This window comes from Lactiplantibacillus mudanjiangensis (assembly GCF_005405385.1).
GTDB classification, from domain to species: Bacteria; Bacillota; Bacilli; order Lactobacillales; family Lactobacillaceae; genus Lactiplantibacillus; species Lactiplantibacillus mudanjiangensis.
The window spans coordinates 422,698-446,548 of sequence record NZ_BJDY01000003.1; the positions used below are offsets into that span (position 1 = coordinate 422,698).

Consider the following 23,851-nt stretch of genomic DNA (forward strand, 5'->3'; position numbering starts at 1 on the left):
TAAGCTCCTTTAAGATGATAAACGGGTCGTGAGATGATTGAGTAGTGGGAGCTTGAAGAGCGCACTGAGACTCACGGTGTAGATTAACATGGTGATGATTTCTTGAATGAGTCGAGTGGTGAATAGAATTGGCCAAGGGGTTTGATATAACCAATGTAGCCATAGACTATTGAGACCAAGATTCAGCACAAAAGTGACAATGAAGGTTGCCAGCATAATTCGCGGTAAAGTTGGTCGTTGATGAAAGGCATAGCCGAAAACGAGACCGGTTAAGAAGGCTGTTAGAATGAAGCCCGGGAAGAAAGTGAATTTAGGAAAGAGGAGCATGCCTAGTAAGTAAGCTAATGCGGTACTTCCAGCGGTTATTAGCGGTGAGAATAAACGGGCGGTTACGGCGACAATAATAAAAGCAAACGCGATTTTAGTCGTTAGAAATTGAATAGATAATAAGCTACCTAAAATAAGTTGCATGGCAGTTAAACTACCCAAGATAGTTATCGTTTTGGCGGAAGTAGTGGTGGTCATGACATCATGCTCCTTTAGTTGTTGTAATCGCAGTATAACGATGATTGTTCCAGAAAACTAGAGGGGTAATGGGTCGTGAAACGTTGACATAACAATATTTATGAGCTTGAAGCATAAATGATGATTTGATCTTAGCAGGTAAATTATTTTAGATTTAAGAAACATAAATGGTAAATATAAAAAAGAAAATATTCCGAATTCGATGTTATGCGCGCTAGAAGTCTTGAATTATTTTTAACTTGGATTTGCAAACGCTTTATTTTACACTGAGAGAGATAGTTTGAAAGAGGAGGTTGGTGAGAATGCTAACTAATCGCGAAAGGGTCATCCAGTTGCTATTGACCACAAGTCAAGATTTAGCACCGAATACTTTGGGGGTTTCCGCACAATTTATTTCAAAGAAATTAGCGATTCAACGTAGTACGGTTAGTTTATATTTAAATGAATTAGTTCGTAATGGGGAAGCGTTAAAAACGAGCACTCGGCCAGTCTATTTTATTGCTCAGTCAGTTTATGAAGCCAATCCACAACGGTTTATTCATTTGAATGAGCACTTAGAGCAGCAGAAAACTGCGCAAACGGCCAAGGTGGATCCGTTTAAGCAGTTAATCGGGGCGGAATCTAGTTTAAAGAACGTTGTTAATCAGATCAAATCAGCGGTTATTTATCCGCCTAACGGGATGTCTTGCCTATTAGTGGGAGATTCGGGGGTCGGTAAAAGTTATTTGGCGCAATTAGCGTATGAGTTTGCTAAACGTGAAGGTTTTGTTACAGGCAAATTCACTGTACTTAATTGTGCAGAATATGCGGATAATCCAGAATTATTATCGAGTATTTTATTTGGTCACGTAAAAGGTGCTTTTACCGGTGCCGAGGCCACGCGTGAAGGCTTACTAGCAACTGCTAAGGATGGTTACTTATTTCTTGATGAAGTGCATCGTTTAGCGCCAGAAAGTCAGGAAAAGTTATTCCAGTATATGGATAAGGGGACTTATCGGCCGGTTGGTGAAACGAAAGCGGTCTATGAATCCAATGCTCGGCTGATCTTTGCCACAACCGAAAAACAGAATATTGATTTCTTGCAAACCTTTTTGCGACGAATTCCAATGGTGATTCAAATTCCTAGCTTTCATCATCGGACCAAACAAGAAAAATTAGATCTGATTGCAAATTTGTTTTTGAACGAAGCGCACGTTATGCATCGAAATATCAAGATTAGTGCTGCTGTGGCAGCCTTATTAGTGAACGCAGAATTGCCAGGAAATGTTGGTAAGTTACAAAGTATTGTAAAGCTAACTTGTGCTGAATCACTACTAAAGCAACGAGATACCACGACTAGTTTGTTAATCAAAGTGGCTGATTTACCTTTAGATTTTATGACTAATAAGTCACAACCAAGCGTTACTGGTAATCCAATCTTGATTAATTATCATGATTCTGAAATCAAAGAGGTTGCCATTAAAGAACGGACCAAGCTGTTTGAATTTGCTACCGAGATCATCGAGATTACCCAGCAAGTGGGTAGTGATGATGTTAGTCGGCAACAGTATTTTGAAGTGACTGCCAGAATTGCCAATAAAATCGCTGATTTTGTGTCGTTTGATTTACGTCGTCATCGTGATGGGTCCATTTTAGAATTCTTAGAGACCACCATTAAGGGTATTTTGGGCAATTTCTATTTGGACTTTGGGATTAATCGGTTTAATAGCAATTCACATTTGCTAGCATTGATTGTTTTATTCTTAAATGATTTTGAAGATGACCGTCAAGTCGCCGATTTAACGACAACCCTTGTTCAATTGCAGCAACAATTTGGTCGTCGGTATAATTTGAGTACACAGTTGGTCCAAGCGATTGCGGTGCAATTAAATCTGCAAAATCCAGAGTTATATACGCTGTTTATTTTTAACTTTATCTTTGCACAGCAAGAGCAATTAATTCCAATTAAAACGAATGCTGTTATTGTGACTCACGGTTATTCGACTGCTTCTAGTATTGCGACCACTGTCAATCGGTTGTTGAACGGTTCGGTATACGAAGGCGTTGATATGCCGTTAGATGCAAGCATCAGTGAGGTGGTTAGTGAGTTAAAACGGTATTTTAGAACGATTAACACCGAAAGTGACTTATTACTGCTAGTGGATATGGGGTCATTAACACAATTGGCGGCGATGTTGGAGCCACATTATGATGGCAAAATTGCCATGATGACCAATGTTTCAACAGCGATGGCCTTAGTCATTGGCCAAGATATTTTGAAGAATCAGCTAACTACGGATCGACTAAAGAAAATTGCCGTACAACAGCAACCACAAACCAAAGTCGTGATACCGGTTCAAAAAGCAAAGGTTATTTTAACAACGTGTATTACTGGTATTGGGGCGGCCAAGTATTTACAACGAATTGTCACTGATAGTACGAATGGTAGTATTAAAATTGTGACTAAAGATTTTTATCAGTTAAAACAAAATGGTTTGCAAGATCCGATTTTTGACCAATATAACGTTAAGTTAATTATTGGCACTGATGATCCCAACGTCAAAGAAATACCTTATTTGTCAGTTGAAGAGTTAATTAACCCAGAAGTGGGAAATCGCATTTTCTTAAATGCCTTTCCTGATATGTTTAGTCAGCAGCAATTAACTAAGATGAATCAAGCCATGGTCCGGGCGTTTACTTTAGATAATATTGCGGCTAATTTAGCAGTTTTAGATCCACAAATAACCGTGGGGCAAGTTGAGCAAACTGTTTTAATTTTAGAACGCAGTTTAGGACGAAAAATGGATGTTTATTTGCGAATCAGCTTGTACATGCATCTATGTTTCATGGTTGAGCGGATTGTTCAACGAGAGCCCAATCTGGATTACCACCAGGTGCAACAGTTCCAAAAAACACATCAACACTTTATTCAAATCACTACAGATGCGCTTAGTGATATACAACACTATTATAAAATTACCATTCCGGTTTCGGAAATTGGGTTTATCTATGATATCTTGAACAGCCGTTTAGACTTGGCTAACCTTGATTAGTTCAGTCTCAACGAGTGTGTCAGCTAACTGTTTAATGGTGTGCTAAACAGTAGTTGGCACACTTTTTGCATGTATATAAATGAAAGGACGTGGAAGTTTGACAACTGAAACAGCAAACGTCGTGGTACGAGTTGATAATCGGTTAATTCATGGTCAAATTGCGGTGACTTGGAAGCAGGCACTTGAATTCGATGCAGTGGTGGTACCCGATGATCAATTGGTTAACGACCAACTCAATAAAACCATTATGAATATGGCCCTACAATCGGCCAATTTAACAGGTTATTTTGTAAGCGTTAGCAACGGCGCAAAAATGATTGCCAGATTAAAACGTGAACATATTAGTCTCTTAGGAAAGCCTTTTCGAATTTTTGTCGTTTGTCGGACACCAGCAGCAGTTAGAGCATTAGTTGAGGCTGGCACCGAGGCTGAGACAGTCACTCTATGGAATATGTTTAAGCAGCCTGGCAAACAAAAAATCGCTGGGACAGTTTACATGGACCAGGCCGATCTAGATGATGCCGCAGTGATTAAACAACACGTTCCGGATACAAGTATTCAAGGAAGTCCCTATGCGAAGAAAATAGAGATTCCAACCACATTAGAGGAGTGAGTAAGTTATGACAGTAGTTTTAGGCAGAATCGATCAACGGTTAATTCACGGGATTGTGGTCAATCAATGGGCTGCAGAAACACAAGCTAAACGCTATATGGTGGTGGATGATGAAGTCAGTCAAAATGAAGATTTAAAGGCAAGTATGCGACTCAGCAAGCCTACCGGTACGGGGATGTCGATTATCAACACCGAAAAAGCAATTCACAATTTTCAGAATGGTAATTATGATGCCCAACGAGTTTTTCTCATCGCTAAGGAACCAAGTACAATGCTTAAATTGATGGATGCGGGTGTTGAGATTCCAAAACTAGATATTGGGATTGTTTTTGCAGAAGATGGTCGAACCTTAATTAGCAAATTTGTTTCTTTAAATGCACAAGAAGTTGCAGACTTAAAGACGATTGAACAACGGGGCGTGCCAGTAGATATTAAGTACGTGCCAACAGATATACCAGAATCATTTGATAAAGCAATTACTGGGAAAACGTTTAATTAAAAGAAAGTAGGTTAATGCAATGCCTGATATTGTCCAAAATATTTTAATTTTGATTTTAGCCTCCTATGCGACTTTAGATAATCAAGGAATTACGATTATTAATTATTGGCCTGTAACCGTTGGGTTAATTGCTGGTCTGATTATGGGAGATATGCACACCGCTATGGTTATTGCTGGGACCTTCCAATTGATGTCATTGGGGGTCGCTGGTTTAGGTGGCGCGTCAGTTCCCGATTATGGGCTAGCGACGATTGTTGGTTCATTCTTGGCTATTCGGACTGGTTCTGGGATTGCCACGGCGGTTGCCGTTGGTTTACCAGTTGGATTATTAGCGATTCAATTTGATGTCATTATTAAACTTGCTAACAACTTTATTGCCCACAAAGCTCAAGCTTATGCGCATCAAAAAGAATTTGATAAGATGCGGATGATTAATTGGCTTGGACCGTTCTTCTTTGCACTGAAGAATTTTATTCCAATGATTGTTGTCGTCACCGTTGGCCCTACTGCAGTTAAAGCTATTTTAAGTATTATTCCACAATGGATTATGAACGGATTAACGATTGCTGGCGGTATGTTACCAGTTGTTGGGTTAGGGATGTTGATGCATTATATGCCAACAAAGAAGTACGTGTCATACATTATTGTTGGGTTCGTCTTTGCGGCCTATTTGAAAGTTCCTGTATTTGGGGTAGCGCTACTTGGTTTAGCCGCTGCAATTGTGATTTTCCAACAGGGGATGAAAACAGCCAATGCTAAGAAGGCCCAAGTGGACGCGATGACCGTTACAAATGATCAACCACAAGGAGACGATTACGATGAGTAAAGAAGTTGTGAAGACGGATCAACCAACTAAATTAACCAAGCGTGAACGACATAGTGCGATTTTAAGATATATGACGATGGGCGTTAACAATTTCAATTACGAAACGCAACAAGGACCATCTGTTGTTTGGGCGTTCTCAAAAGTTTTACGTAAGATCTATCCTAAAGATGATGAATATGTTGAAGCTTTAGATAATCATTTTAAATATTTTAATACGACAACTGTCATGGCAAACATCATTCTAGGTGCGACCTTAGCCATGGAAGAAAAAGATGGGATCAAGTCTAAAGATGCGGTGCAATCATTAAAGACATCTTTAATGGGGCCATTTGCTGGTATCGGCGATACATTAATTTGGGTTTTGTTGCCAACAATTATGGGGTCAATTGCAGGTTATATGGCGTTGCAAGGTAATCCAACTGGAGCGATTGCATGGATCTTAGTCGACATTGTCCTGTTCTGGTTGCGGTTAAAGCTTTTTGATTTAGGTTATGATTCTGGGGTTAAGTTAGTAACGACCTTGGGTGATCGGCTGTCAGTCTTTACCGAAGCTAGTTCGGTGATGGGGTTAACTGTCGTAGGTGCTTTAGTAGCGACCGCAGTTAAGGTTCAAACGCCATTGACCTTTATGACTGGGAAAGTTAAATTGGCCATGCAAACTGGCGTGTTAGATAAGATCATGCCGGCACTCTTGCCAGCTGCTGTTGCTTATTTAGTCTACCGGTTATTAGGTAGCAAGAAATGGACGCCAACACGAGTCATCGTTTTACTGTTAGTGCTTTCTTTGTTGGGTGCATTCACCGGTATTTTAGGCGTTGCGAATTAAAAAGGGAGGCCGCCATTGAGACGGCCTCTTTAGTTCAAATGGGATAGTTGAAAGGAATTGATTAAGATGAAAAGACAGATTGTCATCGCTTCACATGGAAAGCTCGCTGCTGGAATGGCCCATACATTAGCCTTTATTAGTGGCGAACACGATAATATTCAGATCATGACAGCTTATACAGATAATCAACCGATTGAAGAACAAGTGACTAAGATTATGACTAGTTTTAGTACCGAAGATGAAGTCTTAATTTTTACGGATTTATTAGCTGGCAGTGTTAATCAGAAGTTTTTCCCTTACCATACTCGTGAACATACTCATCTTTTTACGGGAATGAATTTGCCGTTAATTATGGCATTGGTGATGGAGCCTGACCAAAATTATTTAACAACGGACCGAATTCATACATTAGTGCAGGAGGCAAAAGATCAACTGGCTTACGTTAATGATATTAGTGTCGAGGCAGATGATGATGATGAATAATCAACGTGATTGGTGGAAAAAAGCCGTTGTTTATCAAGTTTATCCAAAGAGTTTTCAAGATAGTAACGGTGATGGCATCGGTGATCTAAATGGGATCACGCAGAAGTTAGCGTATATTAAATCGTTAGGGGCCGATGTTGTTTGGCTAAATCCAATTTACCAATCGCCGCATGTGGATAATGGTTATGATATTGCCGATTATTATCAAATTGATGCTGATTTAGGGTCAATGGCTGATTTTGATCGGCTATTGACGACAGCACATCAACTTGGGTTGAAACTCATTTTGGATTTGGTGGTTAATCATACGTCCGATCAACATCGCTGGTTTCAAGAAGCCAAATCATCACGAGATAATCCGTATCATGATTATTATATCTGGCAAGATGCGGTTTCAGGTCAAGTGCCGAATAACTGGGGCTCTAGTTTTGGGGGCTCTACTTGGGAATATGTCCCAGCGGTGGATCAGTACTATTTACATCTATTCGCCAAAGAACAACCTGATTTGAATTGGCGCAATCCTCAAGTCAGACAAGCCGTTTATGACATCATGCGATTTTGGTTAGATAAAGGTATTGATGGCTTCCGGATGGATGTCATTAATTTGATTTCTAAAGTGGCCGGCTTCCCAGATGGTCCGATTATTCAAAATAAACAATATGGTGACTATTATGTTGGGACAGCAAACGGTCCCCATGTGCATGAATATTTACAAGAAATGAATGAACAAGTATTATCGCATTACTCAGTGATGACAGTCGGCGAAACGCCACATACCGGTGTTCAAGATGCGGTGCCTTATGTCGATGCGCGCCGACATGAATTGGATATGGTTTTTCATTTTGATCATATGCATTTAGATTACGGTAAGTATGGTAAATTTTCGACGAACCGGTTTAAGCTCACAGATTTAAAACGGGTTTTATCTGAGTGGCAAACTACGATTGCCGAACATCAAGGGTGGAATAGTTTGTATTGGAGTAATCATGATCAGGCCAGGGCCGTTTCAAGGTTCGGTAATGATAGCGTCTATCGTGTTGCCTCTGCAAAAATGTTGGGGACGCTACTGCATATGCTGCAAGGAACCCCTTATATTTATGAGGGTGAAGAAATCGGTATGACGAATGTCAATTATCGAGATATTCAATCCTATGATGATATTGAAACGCAAGATGTTTTTAAACGATTGACACAAATTGAAAATTTACCGGTTCAAAAAGTGATGGAGATGATTCATTGCAAGTCACGTGATAATGCTCGGACACCGATGCAATGGAATCGCAGCACTAATGCTGGTTTTTCTATCAAACAGCCGTGGCTTAAAGTTAATCCTAATTATACGGTGGTGAATGTGGCGACAGCACAAGCCGATCCACAATCTATTTGGTATTACTATCAACGGTTAATTAAATTACGTCACCAGTATGACATTGTGACCACTGGAACATATCAATTATTAGATCCAGACAATCCGCTTGTTTTTGCGTACACACGAACGACGGCGACTCAGCAGTTGCTGGTTGTATGTAGTTTTGCGACGCACATTAGTGATTGGGCGATTCCAGTGTCACTACAGTCAAAAAAATGGCAGCCATTGATTGATAATTATCCGATAGTGGCTGATAATGAAACCGCTAACTTAACGTTGCAGCCGTATGAAGCAAAAGTCTTTTTACGGGCACTTTAATGGAGGAACTGACATGCAAGTCAATGAAAATGTGATTCAAGATCAACATGTTCGATTTACTGTTTTAACTGAAAAATTATTACGGATTGAATATTCTGAAACGGGAGTTTTTGAAGATCGTTTAACTCAAGCTGTTCAAAATCGAGATTTTCCTAAGCCAGACTTAACCGTTTATCAGCAAACACATGGACATCAATTGGAGATTAAAACGGCGGGCTTTCATTTGTATTATGAAGGCGGTCCGTTAGATGCTGGCAGCTTGTTTATTGATGCTGCTTCAAATTATGGGACGCATTATAGCCGTTGGTATTTTGGTGAAACGAACGAAAAGAATCTCAAAGGCACCGCGCGGACACTTGATCGGGCGGATGGTGCGATTCCGTTAGCGGAAGGTTTGATGTCTAAAGATGGATTTAGCGTCTTGGATGATTCGGACTCATTTATCTTAGATGGTGAAACGGTGGTTGCACGTGATCAACCAGAAATGGATTACTATTACTTTGCTTACGGTCGTGATTATCGCGCGACGTTGCGAGCGTACTATCAATTGACCGGCTTACCACCATTGGTACCGCGTTATGCACTGGGTAATTGGTGGAGTCGCTTCTATCCTTACACGCAAACAGAATACTTAAAATTGATGCAACGTTTTGATGAACAGCAAGTGCCGATTGCGGTAACGGTCTTTGATATGAATTGGCATACGACTGATATTCCCGCGAAGTATGGGAGTGGTTGGACCGGTTATACGTGGAATAAGGATTACTTCCCTGATCCTGCTAAGATGATGAGTCAGTTGCATCAACAAGGTCGAAAGGTCACGTTAAACGTGCATCCAGCATCAGGAATTCGCCCAAGTGAGGCTTGTTATCCAACCGTTGCTAAACAATTAAACCTTGATACAGCCAATGAACAACCGGCATTATTTGATTTACAAAATGCGGCATTCAAAAAAGCTTATACAGACGTTCATCATCAATTGGAGCAACAAGGTGTTGATTTCTGGTGGATTGATTGGCAACAAGGCGGTGCTCGTGGCCGCAGTAAGATCGATCCATTATGGTTACTGAACATTGCTCATTATGCCGATAATGAACGTCAACATCCAGGTGAAGGCTTGATCTTGTCACGATATGCCGGTCCGGGTAGTCATCGTTATCCGATTGGTTTTTCGGGTGATACCGTTGCCTCATGGGCTTCACTACAATTTCAGCCATACTTTACCGCCACGGCCAGCAACATTGGTTACACTTGGTGGAGTCATGATATTGGCGGTCATATGCGGGGGACTTATGATGGTGAATTGGCCTTACGCTGGTTGCAATTAGGCGTCTTTAGTCCTATTTTACGGCTGCACAGTTCGAATAATATCTTTATGGGGAAAGAACCCTGGAATTATGATCAAACGATTGCGCCCGTTATGGTGAACTTTTTACAATTACGAAGTCAACTCGTCCCATATTTAGACAGTGCCAACGACCAAACTCATACAAATGGGGTGCCGTTGGTACAGCCAATGTATTATGGCTATCCAGACGAAAAAACGGCGTATGACGTGCCTAATGAATTTCAATTTGGCCCATCAATGGTCGTTGCGCCAATTACCACGCCAGCAGATGCCACGGCTAATCTAGGTAGCACTAAAGTCTGGTTACCAGCTGGAACGTGGTATGATTTCTTCACTGGGTTACGTTATCAAGGTGATCGGGTCTTCAACGCTTATCGGGAAAAAGCCACTTATCCAGTCTTTGTTAAGGCCGGTGGGATAGTACCATTGAATCCAGATTATATGGCGCCAATTGATCAATTGCCAACCAAACTCGTTATCAAAGTCTTCACGGGGACTGACGGAACGTATACATTAGTTGAACATCATGGTGATCAATTGGCGAAGACCGAATTCAGTTGGGATGAACAGCATCAACAATTTAGCTGGCACGTTGTCGCTGGAGCGGACTTAATTCCTGAGGACCGCCACTATCAAGTTGTGCTTGTTGGGGCAGTCGCCAAAGTCGCTAGTCAAACGGCCACTCAGATCACGTATACCCAGTATCAAAGCGTTGATCAGACGACGTTAGTCACGCAACTTGTTAAGCAACGATTGCAATTCGCTAAGTTAGATTTTGAAACGAAGGCAGCAATTTGGCAGGCTTATCACGAAACGACCGATACGACGAAAGTGGTCAGTTATTTATCAACCGTTACTGATCCTGCGATTAAAGGCATGCTGATGGAATTATTGATGCGTTAGGAAAATTAGAATTGGCCGATTATGGCTGATTCTTTTTTTGTGCAATTTTCCTGCAACCGATTGCACTAGCTTCGTAAAACGCTTACAATGTAGCTATGAAAATGAAACAATGGAGGTAATCATATGGCGACGATTAAAGATGTAGCTAAGCTCGCTAAAGTCTCGCCCTCGACCGCATCCCGGGCCATGCACGATAATCCAGCAATTACGCAAAAAACGAAGGCACGTGTCTGGAAAGCCATGCAAACGTTGCACTATGCACCAGATTTTAATGCACAGAGTCTTGCCAATAAGCGTAGTAATGCAATTGGTGTGATTCTACCAGTTGATCATCATGAAATTTTTACCAATCCGTTCTTTTTAAAGGTCTTACGGGGTATTAGTGAGGCTTGTTACCAAGCCCAAGCGATGGTTAATTTGGCGACGGGGTCATCCCAAGCAGAATTACTGAATAGTATCGATATTATGGTGACTCAAGGGATGATTCGTCGGTTTATCGTCCTGTATTCTGAAAAAGATGATCCAATTTTAACGAAGCTACGGCAGTTAGATGCGCAATATGTCATGATTGGTAAACCTTACCAATTAGTGAATGAAACACCGTATGTCGATAACGATAATATTTTAGCAGGGTCGGATGCGGCGCAATTTTTAGTCGATCATGGTCATAAAAATATTTGTTTCGTCTATAATGATTTAAAGAAGATGGTTCAAAATGATCGCATGCTAGGATATCAACGGGTCATGATGGACAATCAATTGTTGATTAATTCGTTTGAGTTACCAGCACAAGAATATCCAGGTGGTCGGCAACTGGTGATCCAATATTTGACGCAACATCCTGAAATTACAGCATTTATCACGGTTGATGATATGTTAGGGTTACGAATTCAACAAGTCTTAAAATCATCAACGATGGTGGCAGATCGTGAAGCGTCAATTATTGGTTTTAATAATTCGGTCTTTTCAGAAGCTGCCCATCCCGCCTTAACGTCAGTTGAAATTTTTCCACGTCGCTTGGGGCATGAAGCGGCTAAGATTGCGGTTGGACTTCAAAGCGATGATCATCTATCAACGAAATTGATTGTCCCACATCAGATTATTGAACGCCATTCAGTGGCAACGGTATAACATAGTTAACTTGGGGGTGTAAGGGTGACAACATTAACAGATGTAGCCAAACGGGCTAATGTGTCTAAAATGACTGTCTCACGGGTGATTAATCATCCAGAACAAGTTCGTGATGAGTTAAAACAAAGTGTTTTTACGGCGATGCATGAATTGAATTATCGTCCCAATGTGGCGGCAAAAGCATTAGTGAATAATCGGACCCAAATTATTAAGTTATTTATTTTAGAAGATATGGATACCACGGAGCCTTACTATATGAATCTGTTGGCAGGGATCTCTAAGGAACTAGGTAAGGAGCAATACTCGTTACAATTAGTGACGAATCATAGCTTTGATATTGGCGGTTGTGATGGGTATATTGTGACGGGAATGCGACATACAGATTTTGAATGGGTGCAACGGTTGACTCGACCAGTCGTCTTATTCGGGGAAAATCGCTTGGAGCTTGACTATTGCGATACTAATAATACGTTGGGAACGCAAATGGCAACTGAATATGCACTCAAACAAGGCTATACCAACATTGAATTTATTGGCATTAACGTTAAGGAGCCTTTTGAATACTCTCGTGAGGCGGGTTACTTAATGAGTATGCAAAATCATCAATTACCGACGACGATTCATCGTTTTAGCAATCATAGCCACCTGGCAATGGAATATATTGAAGCTAACTGGTCGGATCTGAAGGCCAATACGTGTTACGTATGTGCTAGTGATCGGTTAGCTTTCGGTATTGAAAAAGGATTGACGATTTTTAATGCCCGAGTTCCAGCTGATTTTGGTATTATCGGATTTGACGGTGTCTTCTTAAATCAAGTGGCAACGCCAAAGCTCACGACGGTACAACAACCGATTTTTGAGTTAGGGGTCCGTTGTGCGCGGATGTTATTAACTAAGATTGAAAAAGATGGTCAATCACAAGGAATTGAACAATTATTGCCGACATTGTCGATTGCGGGGTCGACTCGTAATGACCAGGGAGATTAAAATTAACGGGGTAAGGGCGTTTATGAGAACGCCTTTTTTGTGCTGAATTGCCAAACTAAAAGAGATTCTTTACCAAATGAAATCTCTTTTTCCATAGAAAGGCTGGACGAAATAATAATCTATTGCTGTTAATATCTATGAGCAATGCGAAGTTGATATTAACATTGATATTCTACAAAGACTGTTATTTTCAATAAGTCCATTCTGGGAATATCAATCAATAACTAAGTATTTTAGTACCATAGTACCTTGGTACTAAAATATCATAGTACTAAAGTACTGTTTCATCAAAGGATTGAGTGGTAGTTGCTAATATGTTTTTGCCTTAGTCATAATTTGGATGTCTTCTATGTCCGGGATACTTTATTTTCAAAAACAATTGATATCAGCCTGATTTTTTATACATAAACAAAACTGTTACCGTTAACACGCCAGACCCCCTTGTTTCCCAGTCAGATAATCGGTAGGCTAAAGTTATTGATATGAAAACGCTTTATTAATTGGGCTGAGGGGGGTGGTGATCATGCCAAAATGGTATGACCAACAAGTGATTTATCAAATTTATCCTAAGAGTTTTCAAGATACGAATAGTGATGGCATCGGGGATTTACAAGGGGTGATTCAGCACATTCCATATTTAAAAAAGCTGGGGATTACGACGGTGTGGCTGAATCCAATTTATGTCTCGCCACAAGTTGATAATGGGTATGATGTCTCAAATTATTACGCCATTGATCCGTCATTGGGGACGATGGCGGATGTCCATGAGCTGATTAAGACATTGCATCAAAACGGCATGTACTTATTGTTGGACTTTGTGATGAATCATACGTCGGATCAGCATCCTTGGTTCCAAGATGCAATTACGCATCCACAAGGTCTGTATCGAGATTACTATTTGTGGTCGGATGCACCCAAAGCTGGGCAGTTGCCGAATAATTGGGGGTCATTTTTTGGTGGCAGTGTCTGGGAGCCAGATCCTGGGGAGACCGATCAATATTATTTCCATCTATTTGATCGGCACATGCCAGATTTGAATTGGCAGAACCCAGAAGTCCGTCATTCGATGCTAGAAATCGCAAAGTTTTGGGTAAACCAAGGCATTGATGGTTTGCGGTTAGATGCATTTATTCACATTGATAAAGCTAATTTTAAACAAAACGTGCCGAATCAATCTGCAGAGCCAACGATTGCGGAAGCTTTTTATGCCCATTTACCGAAAGTCCAACCCTATTTAAGTAAATTTTGCGGGGCATTGCGACAAATTAAGCCAGACTTATTCATCATTGGTGAAGCCGCTTCGGCGAGCCCAGAGTTGCTCATTGACTATAGTCGTCCGGCCAACAATGAATGTGATGCAGTCATTACGTTCCGTTCATTAGTTGATCAAGAAGATCAATTAGATCCTAAGATTCCGGCTGAATTCCAACCAAAACCGTTAGATATCGAAGGCATGAAAGCACAACTAACGACAATTCAAACCAAGTTAGCAGGCGTCAGTTTACCGGTCCTATATTGGAGTAATCACGATATGGCTCGTTTGGCAACGCGGTATGCCAGTCCTAAATATTATTGGCGAAGCTTGAAGTGTTTGGCAACAATGCTGTATTTGCAACGGGGGTTACCCATCATTTATTATGGCGAAGAATTGGGGTTAGAGAACTTAAACTTTACGAAGTTAGACACGTTCAACGATCGAACTGTGGCGCCATTTTATCAGGCCGCTTTGACGGCCGGTTATTCAGCTGAACAGACAATGACAATGTTAAATCATACGCATAAAATGGCAGCGCGTGGGCCAATGCAGTGGACAACAGCACAGCCGGCAAACGGTTTTTCAACAACAACACCATGGCTATCGGGGATGACGACCAAGGTTGATGCGGCAACGGAACAAGCTGATCCTGCTAGTTTACTGAACTTTTATCGCCAACTTTTAAAATTGAAGCAAACATCGCTTTTTACGCAAGGTGATGAAGTTATTCAAGACACGCCAGCGGGGATTTTCCAATATACACGGACACTAGGGTCAAAGACGGCTACGGTGACCTGTAACTTGACGGATCAACCGATTAGTATGGCTAGTCCAATAATGACAGCAGTAAAACTACTAGAAGGTGAAGTTACTCATACTGGCGAAAATGCCACCTATCAACCATGGTCCTTAACGGTGACCGAAACAAAAGGAGACTAACAAATGGCTAAAACAACTAACGTTGCATTACGTTCGCAACTCATTTATTCCATCTTTCCACGCAACTATACTGAACAAGGTGGTTTTAAAGCAATTCAAGCTGATTTACCAAGAATCAAAGCTTTAGGAACCGATATTATCTGGTTAATGCCAATCTATCCGGTTGGTGAAAAAAATCGTAAGGGGGCATTAGGTTCACCTTACGCCATTAAAGATTATCGTGGCATCAATCCAGAACTTGGGACACGGGCTGATTTTGAGGCGTTAACGCAAGCAATTCATGAGCAAGGGATGCGCGTGATTTTGGATATTGTTTATAATCACACGTCACCAGATTCGTTGCTCGTGCAACAACATCCAGATTGGTTCTTTAAAAAGCCGAATGGCCAGTTTGGTAATCGCGTCGCCGATTGGTCAGATATTATCGACTTAGATTATGCTAATCATGAGTTGTGGGATTATCAGATCGAAACGCTCAAACAATGGGCGCAATTTGTGGATGGCTTCCGTTGTGATGTCGCGCCATTAGTGCCGCTTGAGTTTTGGCTAGCTGCCCGCCAAGCGCTGGCAGCTGTTAAGCCAAATTTGATTTGGTTAGCGGAAAGTAACGACCCACAATTCTTAAAACAAGTGCGTGATCAAGGTTTTGAAGACTTGTCCGATAGTGAACTGTATCAGGCTTTTGACATGGTTTACGATTATGATGTGATTGATGATTTACATGACACGGCTGCTGGCAAACGCTCACTAGCAGAATTTGCCCGGATTTTGATGAAACAAGATGTCACATTTCCACGTAATTACGTGAAAATGCGATTCCTAGAAAATCACGATGTGCCACGAGCAACTAGTTACTTGACCGATCCACAAACGTTACGCAATTGGCTGGCCTTTAATTTGTTTGAAAAAGGTAGTGGGCTAATTTATGCAGGTCAAGAGTTTGGTCAAGCTCACTTGCCAAGTCTGTTTGATGCCGATCCAGTGGCGCTAACTGGCCCACTAGATCTTAGTGATTTGATTCAACGAGTGGCCACACTTAAACATCAAGAGTTACTCACTCAAGGCGCGTATACGGTGACGGCGATTAATGACCAAGTTATGCAAGTGCAATATCGCTTAGGTGATCAATTGATCGTGGGACTCTTTGCCTTGCGACCATTCACTGGAACTGTTGCTTGTGAATTAACCGACGGCAAGTATCTTAACCAACTAACGGATACGATGGTTACAGTTAAAAATCATCAAGTATTATTAACAAATGCCCCAATTATCTTACAAAAATAGTCTCGATTATTCCCGTAAATAAAGCCCGATTTATCGGCTTTGTTTACGGGTTTTTTATGATTAAAATGTGGCGAAGATATGAATTCCTGCAACCGATTGCACACAAATTAGGGCCAATCAGCGTTGATTTAACGGCCTTTTTAATTTCGGTATAAATCTTGTTATCGGTAACATTGTGAAAAGGGTTGCGAAACCGCTTCCAAAAAGCCATAATTGAATTTGTCATAAAGGTTATGGATCTTAATAAAATTAAGTAGGGGGTAACATCATGACAATGGGTTGGAAAAAGTTAGGCGTTTCAGTAATGGCTGGCGCAATGGCATTAACATTGGTCGGCTGTGGTAATAGCAATTCTTCAAGTTCGTCTAACAAGAAAGTCAAGATTACGATCTTGCAAGGTAAGGTCGAATCAAACAAGCAATTTAAACAAATTGCGGCACGGTATCACAAGTTACATCCAAATGTTTCAATTACTGTTTCTTCAATCGGTGGGGGTACCGATTATGATCCAGTGCTTAAAACCCGGATTTCTTCTGGGAATGCACCAACGATCTTTAGTTTAGCGGGTCCTGCGGATGTTAAACAATTTGCTTCTCAAGAAGCTGACTTGTCAAACACCAAGGCTGCTAAAGCAGCTCAACCAGGAACCTTGGATGCGGTTAAATCAAACGGTAAGACCGTTGGGTTACCATTCAACGTTGAAGGTTATGGGTTGGTTTACAACAAGAAGATCTTCAAGAAGGCTGGCGTGGATGCGACTAAGTTAACCACGATGGCAAAATTAACCGCTGCGGTTAAGAAGATTAACTCACAAAAGACTAAGCTTGGTATTAAGGGCGTCTTCTGTTTACCTGGTAAGGAAACTTGGATTCTTTCTGATCATTTAGCTAACTTATATGTTGGCCAAGAATTCGGTGGCAATGCCTTGAAGATGTACAACTCTAAGAGCATGAAGTTCACGGCTAACAAAGAAATGAAGGCCATGATCGACTTACAAAAGAACTACTCTGTTGGTCCTGTCATGCAACAAGATTACTCATCACAAGTTAACCAAAACTTCTCACAAGGTAAAGTTGCGATGATTCAACAAGGGGACTGGATTTACTCAACTGTTGAACAAATCGATAAGAAATTTGCTCAAAATGACATGGGTATGATTCCAATTCCTGTTAAAGGCTACGAAAACAAGTTACCTGTTGGGACTTCACTCTACTGGGGTGTTAACAAGAACAAGTCAACTGCTGAACAAACGGCTGCTAAGAACTTCTTAGACTGGTTATACACATCTAAAGAAGGTAAGAAGTTAGTTGTTAACAAGTTACACTTTGTTCCTGCCTACAAAGGTTACAACGATGCTAAGATGCCAGATGCTTTGACTCAAGTTGTCTTCAAGTACTCACAAGCTCACAAGACAATTGGCTGGGCCTTCCCTGCTTACACCGGGACATCATGGGATCCAAACACTTTCCAACCAAACTTGCAAAAGTATCTCTCAGGCAAGCAAAGTTGGGACACAACAGTTAAGAATTCTATTAAAGGTTGGAACCAACAACAAGCCTCGAAATAGTGTGGATTAACTGAATTTCGAACAGTATTTCAGAAGAGGGGATTTATTATGAAGAATCGAAGCTTATCGTTCTGGCTCTTTTTGACGCCAACCCTCGTTGCGTTAGCATTAGTCGTCTTTATTCCAGCAATCATGGGTGTCTTTTATTCATTCACTAACTGGGATGGCTTAGGCTATACTGAGATGCTCGGTTTTAAAAATTACATCACACTTTTCCATGATAGCGGCTTTTTAGCCGCTTTATGGTTTACGATCAAATTTGTAATTGTAACCGTAATCTTACTCAACGTGATTGGCTTGGCATTAGCGTTACTTGTAACGCAAAAGTTCAAGGGAAACAATTTATTACGGACCGTCTTCTTTATGCCAAACCTTATTGGTGGGTTGATCTTAGGATTCATTTGGCAATTTATTTTCACACAAGCATTTGATGCGTTAGGCAAGGCGCTCCATATGGCCTGGCTGACGGGATGGCTGACAGATGGCAAGACCGGTTTCTGGGGCTTAGTTATCGTGACAGTTTGGCAAATGAGTGGGTATATCATGATTATCTATATCGCTTACTTGCAAAACATCCCGAGTGAAGTGATTGAAGCTGCTGAAATGGACGGAGCCTCACCATGGCAACGATTCGTGCATATTACGTTCCCAATGATTGCACCAGCGTTCACAGTATGTATGTTTTTAACCCTTTCTAATGGGTTCAAGATTTATGATCAAAACTTGTCATTGACCAATGGTGGTCCTTACAAGTCAACCGAAATGTTAGCGATGAACATTGTTAATACGGCTTATTCAGAAAACAACTTCGCGATGGCTGAAGCTAAAGCGTTGATCTTCTTCTTAATCGTTGCCGCAATTTCATTGTTGCAAGTTTACTATAACCGTAAGCGGGAGGTGGATCTGTAATGAAAAAAACGAGTCGCTTCTTCTTAGGAATCTTAGGTCTCATTTTAGGCATTCTCTGGATCTTCCCGTTCTACATGATTTTGACGAACTCCTTTAAAACGCCAAAAGGGATCTTCGCTTCAGTTTTGAGCTTACCCGGTAACGGACAAGCGACAACGGCGAACTACCATAATTCATTTAAGGCGTTGGATTTCATCTCATCACTAGGGCATTCATTACTCATTACGGTTGTTTCTGTCTTGATCTTAGTTTTGTTTTCATCAATGGCGGCTTACGCCTTACAACGAAACAAGAGTAAGTTAAGCGGTGCGATTTTGATGTTATTCGTTTCTGCGATGTTGATTCCGTTCCAAACGGTTATGATTCCATTGACAGCTAACTTTGGACAAGTTCACATGCTCAACATGTGGGGCTTAATGTTCATGTATTTAGGCTTTGATGCCAGTCTTTCGATCTTCTTATATCAAGGGACGATGGGCAGTATTCCAATTGCGATGGATGAATCTGCCGAATTGGAAGGGGCCAACCGGTTCCAAATCTTCTTTAAGATTATCTTCCCAATGCTGACACCAATTACCGTGACTGTTGGGATCTTGAATATTATCGCCATTTGGAATGATTACCTGTTACCATCACTGGTCTTACCACAAAATCAATACACGATTCCGCTACAAATGTTCTTCTTCTTCGGTCAATATACGAAGCAATGGCATTTAGCGTTAGCTGGATTGACCTTGTCGATTATCCCAGTTATTCTCTTCTACATCTTTGCACAACGTTACATTATCAAAGGTGTTACCGATGGTGCGGTTAAGTAATTAAAGTCTTTTGAATGAAAGGAGGATGCTAATGTTAAATTTACAATCAAAGTTTGGTCAAAAGTTACTCACGATTAGTAATTGGATTGCGGCATTAGTTACCATTAACTTGGTCTGGTTTCTGATTAACTTGCCTGTATTGGTGATGTTAATCTTAGCCATCAGTCTACCATTGAATCAATTATTTGCGATGACCATGGTGATTGTGACGGTGATGTTAGCAACCTTCACTGTACCAGCTACAACCGCCGCTTATCAGACGGTTAGAACGTGGCAAATGACCGATAGTGGGTCGTTTCTCCGCGCAACTGGGATGGCCTATCTAAAAGCTTTGATGCACTGGCAGCCTAATGCGTTGATTGCAGTGTTGGCAAGTGGTTGGTTGATCTTATTACGGGTCACGACCGCCAATATTATGTGGCATGTAGCGACACTAGTTGTGGGCCTCGTGTTACTAACGCTTTGGAATGGTTGGAATTACAGTCAGTTCACCACCACGTCGATGGTTGAATTAGTGGTCGCTCACCCTGTTAAGTTAATCCTTTCCGCGGTGACAACAATTATCTTATTCGCTATTAATTTTGAACTCCGATTAATCTTTTGCATCTTGTTGTTCAGCATGTCATTATCAGCGCTAGCAACTTATCGCATTTTTAATCCGCGGGTCAAAGTAACCGAAGACAAGCAAGTGACGAACTGATTAAAGTGAAATGAATAATGGAAATGAAGGAGCGTTTGCGCAATGGCAGAAATAAAATTAGAACATATTTATAAACGTTATCCTGGCAACGACACGGATTCGGTAACGGATTTTAACTTAGATATTAAAGATAATGAATTTATCGTGTTCGTTGGCCCATCTGGTTGTGGGAAGTCTACCACGTTACGGATGATTGCCGGGCTAGAAGATATTACTAAAGGTGATTTAAAGATTGATGATCAAGTGATGAATGATGTTCATCCTAAAGATCGGAATATCGCGATGGTTTTCCAAAACTACGCTCTTTATCCACAAATGACTGTTTTTGATAATATGGCTTTCGGATTGAAAATTCGGAAAATGCCAAAGGATGAGATTCAAAAACGGGTTGACAATGCTGCCGAGATCTTAGGTTTGACGGATTACTTACAACGTAAACCAGGCGCTTTATCTGGTGGGCAACGGCAACGGGTTGCGTTAGGTCGGGCCATCGTTCGGGATGCGAAACTATTCTTGCTTGATGAACCATTATCTAACTTGGATGCCAAGTTGCGGGTCCAAATGCGGACCCAAATCGCCCAATTGCATCAACGGTTGAAGACGAACATGATATATGTGACTCATGACCAAGTTGAAGCGATGACGATGGCTGATCGGATTGTCATTATGAATGATGGGAAGGTCCAACAAGTTGGGACTCCTGATGATTTGTATAACAAACCGGCCAACAAGTTTGTCGCTGGCTTTATGGGATCACCTTCGATGAACTTCTTCGATGCGAAGTTAGAAAATGGTCGGGTCTCTAATGGCAAAGGTTTGGATGTCGCTGTTCCTGAAGGCCGTCTAAAGGTCTTACGGGATAAAGGCTACGAAGGTAAGAAGATTACCGTCGGGGTTCGGCCTGAAGATATTCATACGGAACAAGTCGCACTAGAAGCAATGTCAGACGCTGTTGTAGACGCTAAAGTCGAAGTTTCCGAATTCTTAGGGACTGATTCAATGCTCTATTCACGGACTGGCGACACGGAATTCGTGGCCCAAGTTAATGCGCGTGATTATCATAAACCAGGCGAAGAAGTCAAAATGGCGTTTGAAATGAGCAAGGCTCATTTCTTCGATGACGATACCCAAGTCACGATTGAGTAAGTTAAGTGGCCAGTGGTCGCGTTAGTACTGCTGAAAAGAGTCTGGTGACAGGAATGTCTCAGGCTCTTTTTATTAGGGCCAATTAGGAGGACGTAAAACATGAAACGAATTTTTGAAGTTGATCCGTGGCACGTCATTAGTCATGAATTAGTACCAACGGATAAACGTTTGCAAGAAAGTATGACAAGTATTGGTAATGGCTACATGGGCATGCGGGGAATGTTTGAGGAGCATTATTCCAATGACACCTTAAAAGGCATCTACTTGGGGGGCGTCTGGTACCCTGATAAGACTCGGGTTGGTTGGTGGAAAAATGGTTATCCAGCTTACTTTGGGAAGGTCATCAATGCGGTAAACTTCATCAAAGTTAACTTGACCATTGATGGCGATCAAGTGGATTTAGCTAAAGATGAGATTAGTGACTTTACGTTAGATTTGGATATGCATACTGGAATCCTACACCGGTCGTTTATCGTTAATAAAAATGGTAAGCGGATTCAATTTGATATCGATCGGTTTGTCAGTGTTGCACAAAAGGAATTATTTGATGTCCATTACAATGTGCATAATCTGAGTGAAGAACCAGTTCAAATTGGCTTTATTTCACAAATTGATGCGGATGTTTTCAACGAAGATGCCAACTATGATGAACAATTCTGGCAAGTCTTGGACAAGAGCCATGCGGTGACTGGTGGCAGTATGATTGCTGAAACGAAGCCAAATGACTTTGGCACACCACGGTTCACATTGGGCATGCAAATGTTGCATAAAACTGAACTACAAGGGGCCAATGCACCAGAAACGGAAAAGGCTGTCACTAATATTTTCCGCGGAACTTTGGCACCAGATGAAACCACGACTTTTGAAAAACGGGTCATCGTTGTGACATCTCGGGATTATGAGGATGTGCCAGCATTACGTAACGGTTTAGCTCAAATTAGTGAACAGGTGACAGCTCAAAGTTATGCAGATTTGCGCCAAGCTCATGCTGATTTATGGGCCAAACGATGGGAACTAGCAGATGTTGCCATCGGTGGTGACGATGCCGCACAACAAGGTATTCGGTTCAATTTATTCCAGTTATTCTCTACTTATTACGGCGAAGACAGTCGGTTGAACTTAGGACCTAAAGGCTTCACCGGTGAAAAGTACGGTGGGGCGACTTATTGGGATACCGAAGCGTTCGGGGTACCGTTCTACCTCTCATTAGCCAAACCTAAAGTGACCGAAAACTTGCTTGAATATCGGTACAATCAATTGGATGGCGCTTACCATAATGCTCAAATGCAAGGCTTAGATGGCGCGTTATTCCCAATGGTGACCTTTAATGGGATTGAATGTCACAATGAATGGGAAATTACCTTTGAGGAAATTCATCGGAATGGGTCGATGGCCTATGCGATCTTCAACTATACCCGCTACACCGGGGATGACACTTACTTGAAGACCAAAGGGATCGATGTTTTAACCGGGATTTCACGTTTCTGGGCTGACCGGGTACATTTCTCTGAACGCAAGCAACAATATATGATTCATGGGGTCACTGGTCCCAATGAATACGAAAATAACGTCAATAACAACTGGTACACCAACTTCATGGCCCGCTGGACATTAGCGTATACGTTGGCAAGTTTGAAGTTAGTTGATGCGGACAAACGAGCAGCGCTAGGTGTTTCAGCGGCTGAATTGGCTAAGTGGCAAGACATTGTGGATCGGATGTACTTCCCACATGATGATGATCTAGGCATCTTTGTGCAAAACGATACGTATTTGGATAAAGATTTGAAGCCTGTTTCATCCATTCCGGCTGACCAACGACCAATTAATCAAAACTGGTCATGGGATAAGATTTTACGGTCACCATACATCAAGCAAGCCGATGTCCTGCAAGGAATCTACTACTTCATGGATGACTTTACCCATGATCAAAAGAAGGCCAACTTTGACTTCTACGAACCATTAACGGTTCATGAATCTAGCTTGTCGCCAGCTGTGCATGCGATCTTAGCAGCCGACTTGCATTATGAAGACAAAGCGGTTGAAATGTATGCACGGACGGCCCGGTTAGACTTGGATAACTACAACAATGACACGGTCGATGGCTTGCACATTACGTCAATGACGGGTTCTTGGTTAGCGATCGTCCAAGGCTTCGCGGGCATGCGGGTACGTGATGATACCTTATCATTTGCGCCATTCGTGCCTAAACAATGGGAACACTATCAATTCCACGTCAACTTTCGTGGGCGGCTGTTAAAAGTTACCGTGGACCAACAAGGCTCAACAGTGGACTTGATTAGTGGTAAACCATTAACGATTGAATTAAATGGTCAACCAGTGGCATTAACGTCACCAGTGACCGCTTAAGATTTT

General features: G+C 41.5%; 20 protein-coding genes. 18 read left to right on the plus strand and 2 right to left on the minus strand.

All coding sequences use genetic code 11. From position 1 onward, the window contains the following. Positions 1 to 9 precede the first annotated feature (9 nt). A complete protein-coding gene (locus FFM84_RS06765; protein ID WP_130844375.1) occupies positions 10 to 525 on the minus strand; it encodes a folate family ECF transporter S component in 516 nt (171 codons plus the stop codon). A 4-nt stretch (positions 526 to 529) separates the two neighbouring features. Beyond that, complete coding sequence (locus tag FFM84_RS16470) at positions 530 to 655, minus strand: hypothetical protein (protein ID WP_225425271.1); 126 nt, start codon at positions 653 to 655, stop codon at positions 530 to 532. 172 nt (positions 656 to 827) lie between these two features. On the opposite strand from FFM84_RS16470, the gene FFM84_RS06775 reads away from it, so the two are divergent. The 18 genes from FFM84_RS06775 to FFM84_RS06860 all read left to right on the plus strand — a co-directional run bounded on the left by FFM84_RS06775 (position 828) and on the right by FFM84_RS06860 (position 23,845). Beyond that, entirely contained in the window at positions 828 to 3,557 is a 2,730-nt protein-coding gene (locus tag FFM84_RS06775) for a sigma 54-interacting transcriptional regulator (protein WP_130844373.1), read from the plus strand. A gap of 97 nt (positions 3,558 to 3,654) precedes the next feature. Next, on the plus strand, positions 3,655 to 4,170 hold the full coding sequence (locus tag FFM84_RS06780) for a PTS sugar transporter subunit IIB (RefSeq protein WP_130844372.1): 516 nt from the start codon (positions 3,655 to 3,657) through the stop codon (positions 4,168 to 4,170). 7 nt (positions 4,171 to 4,177) lie between these two features. Beyond that, positions 4,178 to 4,669, plus strand: a complete 492-nt coding sequence (locus tag FFM84_RS06785) for a PTS sugar transporter subunit IIB (RefSeq protein ID WP_130844371.1) — start codon at positions 4,178 to 4,180, stop codon at positions 4,667 to 4,669. 19 nt (positions 4,670 to 4,688) lie between these two features. Beyond that, on the plus strand, positions 4,689 to 5,495 hold the full coding sequence (locus tag FFM84_RS06790; RefSeq protein WP_130844370.1) for a PTS mannose/fructose/sorbose/N-acetylgalactosamine transporter subunit IIC: 807 nt from the start codon (positions 4,689 to 4,691) through the stop codon (positions 5,493 to 5,495). After that, positions 5,488 to 6,321, plus strand: coding sequence for a PTS system mannose/fructose/sorbose family transporter subunit IID (locus FFM84_RS06795; RefSeq protein WP_130844369.1), 834 nt, complete (start codon positions 5,488 to 5,490; stop codon positions 6,319 to 6,321). Before FFM84_RS06790 ends, FFM84_RS06795 begins: the two co-directional genes overlap by 8 nt. 66 nt (positions 6,322 to 6,387) lie before the next feature. Beyond that, positions 6,388 to 6,804: a PTS sugar transporter subunit IIA gene (locus FFM84_RS06800; RefSeq protein WP_130844368.1), complete on the plus strand. Its 417-nt coding sequence runs from the start codon at positions 6,388 to 6,390 to the stop codon at positions 6,802 to 6,804. Further along, entirely contained in the window at positions 6,797 to 8,491 is a 1,695-nt protein-coding gene (locus tag FFM84_RS06805; RefSeq protein ID WP_130844367.1) for a glycoside hydrolase family 13 protein, read from the plus strand. The genes FFM84_RS06800 and FFM84_RS06805 overlap by 8 nt, the downstream gene beginning before the upstream one ends. Positions 8,492 to 8,504: 13 nt before the next feature. Next, positions 8,505 to 10,742, plus strand: coding sequence for a glycoside hydrolase family 31 protein (locus tag FFM84_RS06810; RefSeq protein WP_130844366.1), 2,238 nt, complete (start codon positions 8,505 to 8,507; stop codon positions 10,740 to 10,742). Between the two features lie 123 nt (positions 10,743 to 10,865). Continuing rightward, a complete protein-coding gene (locus FFM84_RS06815) occupies positions 10,866 to 11,873 on the plus strand; it encodes a LacI family DNA-binding transcriptional regulator (RefSeq protein ID WP_130844365.1) in 1,008 nt (335 codons plus the stop codon). 24 nt (positions 11,874 to 11,897) lie between these two features. Then, the gene (locus FFM84_RS06820; protein ID WP_130844364.1) at positions 11,898 to 12,860 is read left to right on the plus strand and encodes a LacI family DNA-binding transcriptional regulator; all 963 of its coding nucleotides are present in this window, start codon (positions 11,898 to 11,900) and stop codon (positions 12,858 to 12,860) included. 523 nt (positions 12,861 to 13,383) lie between these two features. Continuing rightward, the gene (locus FFM84_RS06825) at positions 13,384 to 15,054 is read left to right on the plus strand and encodes an alpha-glucosidase (protein WP_130844363.1); all 1,671 of its coding nucleotides are present in this window, start codon (positions 13,384 to 13,386) and stop codon (positions 15,052 to 15,054) included. Positions 15,055 to 15,057: 3 nt separating this feature from the next. Beyond that, positions 15,058 to 16,338, plus strand: a complete 1,281-nt coding sequence (locus FFM84_RS06830; RefSeq protein WP_130844362.1) for an alpha-amylase family glycosyl hydrolase — start codon at positions 15,058 to 15,060, stop codon at positions 16,336 to 16,338. A gap of 268 nt (positions 16,339 to 16,606) precedes the next feature. After that, a complete protein-coding gene (locus FFM84_RS06835) occupies positions 16,607 to 17,905 on the plus strand; it encodes an ABC transporter substrate-binding protein (protein ID WP_174795752.1) in 1,299 nt (432 codons plus the stop codon). Between the two features lie 48 nt (positions 17,906 to 17,953). Next, on the plus strand, positions 17,954 to 18,814 hold the full coding sequence (locus FFM84_RS06840) for a carbohydrate ABC transporter permease (RefSeq protein ID WP_130844360.1): 861 nt from the start codon (positions 17,954 to 17,956) through the stop codon (positions 18,812 to 18,814). Then, the gene (locus tag FFM84_RS06845) at positions 18,814 to 19,632 is read left to right on the plus strand and encodes a carbohydrate ABC transporter permease (RefSeq protein ID WP_130844359.1); all 819 of its coding nucleotides are present in this window, start codon (positions 18,814 to 18,816) and stop codon (positions 19,630 to 19,632) included. The genes FFM84_RS06840 and FFM84_RS06845 overlap by 1 nt, the downstream gene beginning before the upstream one ends. Positions 19,633 to 19,663: 31 nt before the next feature. After that, positions 19,664 to 20,332, plus strand: a complete 669-nt coding sequence (locus FFM84_RS06850) for a hypothetical protein (protein WP_130844358.1) — start codon at positions 19,664 to 19,666, stop codon at positions 20,330 to 20,332. A gap of 42 nt (positions 20,333 to 20,374) precedes the next feature. Continuing rightward, positions 20,375 to 21,478, plus strand: coding sequence for an ABC transporter ATP-binding protein (locus FFM84_RS06855; protein ID WP_130844357.1), 1,104 nt, complete (start codon positions 20,375 to 20,377; stop codon positions 21,476 to 21,478). Between the two features lie 99 nt (positions 21,479 to 21,577). Next, on the plus strand, positions 21,578 to 23,845 hold the full coding sequence (locus tag FFM84_RS06860) for a glycoside hydrolase family 65 protein (RefSeq protein WP_130844356.1): 2,268 nt from the start codon (positions 21,578 to 21,580) through the stop codon (positions 23,843 to 23,845). Positions 23,846 to 23,851 lie beyond the last annotated feature (6 nt).

What these genes read in the sequence shown, in the direction of transcription:
- FFM84_RS06815 (WP_130844365.1), top strand. Translation starts at nt 10,866, where the DNA reads ATGGCGACGATTAAAGATGTAGCTAAGCTCGCTAAAGTCTCGCCCTCG.
- FFM84_RS06775 (WP_130844373.1), top strand. Translation starts at nt 828, where the DNA reads ATGCTAACTAATCGCGAAAGGGTCATCCAGTTGCTATTGACCACAAGT.
- FFM84_RS06790 (WP_130844370.1), top strand. Translation starts at nt 4,689, where the DNA reads ATGCCTGATATTGTCCAAAATATTTTAATTTTGATTTTAGCCTCCTAT.
- FFM84_RS06855 (WP_130844357.1), top strand. Translation starts at nt 20,375, where the DNA reads ATGGCAGAAATAAAATTAGAACATATTTATAAACGTTATCCTGGCAAC.
- FFM84_RS06825 (WP_130844363.1), top strand. Translation starts at nt 13,384, where the DNA reads ATGCCAAAATGGTATGACCAACAAGTGATTTATCAAATTTATCCTAAG.
- FFM84_RS06850 (WP_130844358.1), top strand. Translation starts at nt 19,664, where the DNA reads ATGTTAAATTTACAATCAAAGTTTGGTCAAAAGTTACTCACGATTAGT.
- FFM84_RS06845 (WP_130844359.1), top strand. Translation starts at nt 18,814, where the DNA reads ATGAAAAAAACGAGTCGCTTCTTCTTAGGAATCTTAGGTCTCATTTTA.
- FFM84_RS06765 (WP_130844375.1), bottom strand. Translation starts at nt 525, where the DNA reads ATGACCACCACTACTTCCGCCAAAACGATAACTATCTTGGGTAGTTTA.
- FFM84_RS06805 (WP_130844367.1), top strand. Translation starts at nt 6,797, where the DNA reads ATGAATAATCAACGTGATTGGTGGAAAAAAGCCGTTGTTTATCAAGTT.
- FFM84_RS06860 (WP_130844356.1), top strand. Translation starts at nt 21,578, where the DNA reads ATGAAACGAATTTTTGAAGTTGATCCGTGGCACGTCATTAGTCATGAA.
- FFM84_RS06835 (WP_174795752.1), top strand. Translation starts at nt 16,607, where the DNA reads ATGACAATGGGTTGGAAAAAGTTAGGCGTTTCAGTAATGGCTGGCGCA.
- FFM84_RS06795 (WP_130844369.1), top strand. Translation starts at nt 5,488, where the DNA reads ATGAGTAAAGAAGTTGTGAAGACGGATCAACCAACTAAATTAACCAAG.
- FFM84_RS06810 (WP_130844366.1), top strand. Translation starts at nt 8,505, where the DNA reads ATGCAAGTCAATGAAAATGTGATTCAAGATCAACATGTTCGATTTACT.
- FFM84_RS06800 (WP_130844368.1), top strand. Translation starts at nt 6,388, where the DNA reads ATGAAAAGACAGATTGTCATCGCTTCACATGGAAAGCTCGCTGCTGGA.
- FFM84_RS06840 (WP_130844360.1), top strand. Translation starts at nt 17,954, where the DNA reads ATGAAGAATCGAAGCTTATCGTTCTGGCTCTTTTTGACGCCAACCCTC.
- FFM84_RS06785 (WP_130844371.1), top strand. Translation starts at nt 4,178, where the DNA reads ATGACAGTAGTTTTAGGCAGAATCGATCAACGGTTAATTCACGGGATT.
- FFM84_RS06830 (WP_130844362.1), top strand. Translation starts at nt 15,058, where the DNA reads ATGGCTAAAACAACTAACGTTGCATTACGTTCGCAACTCATTTATTCC.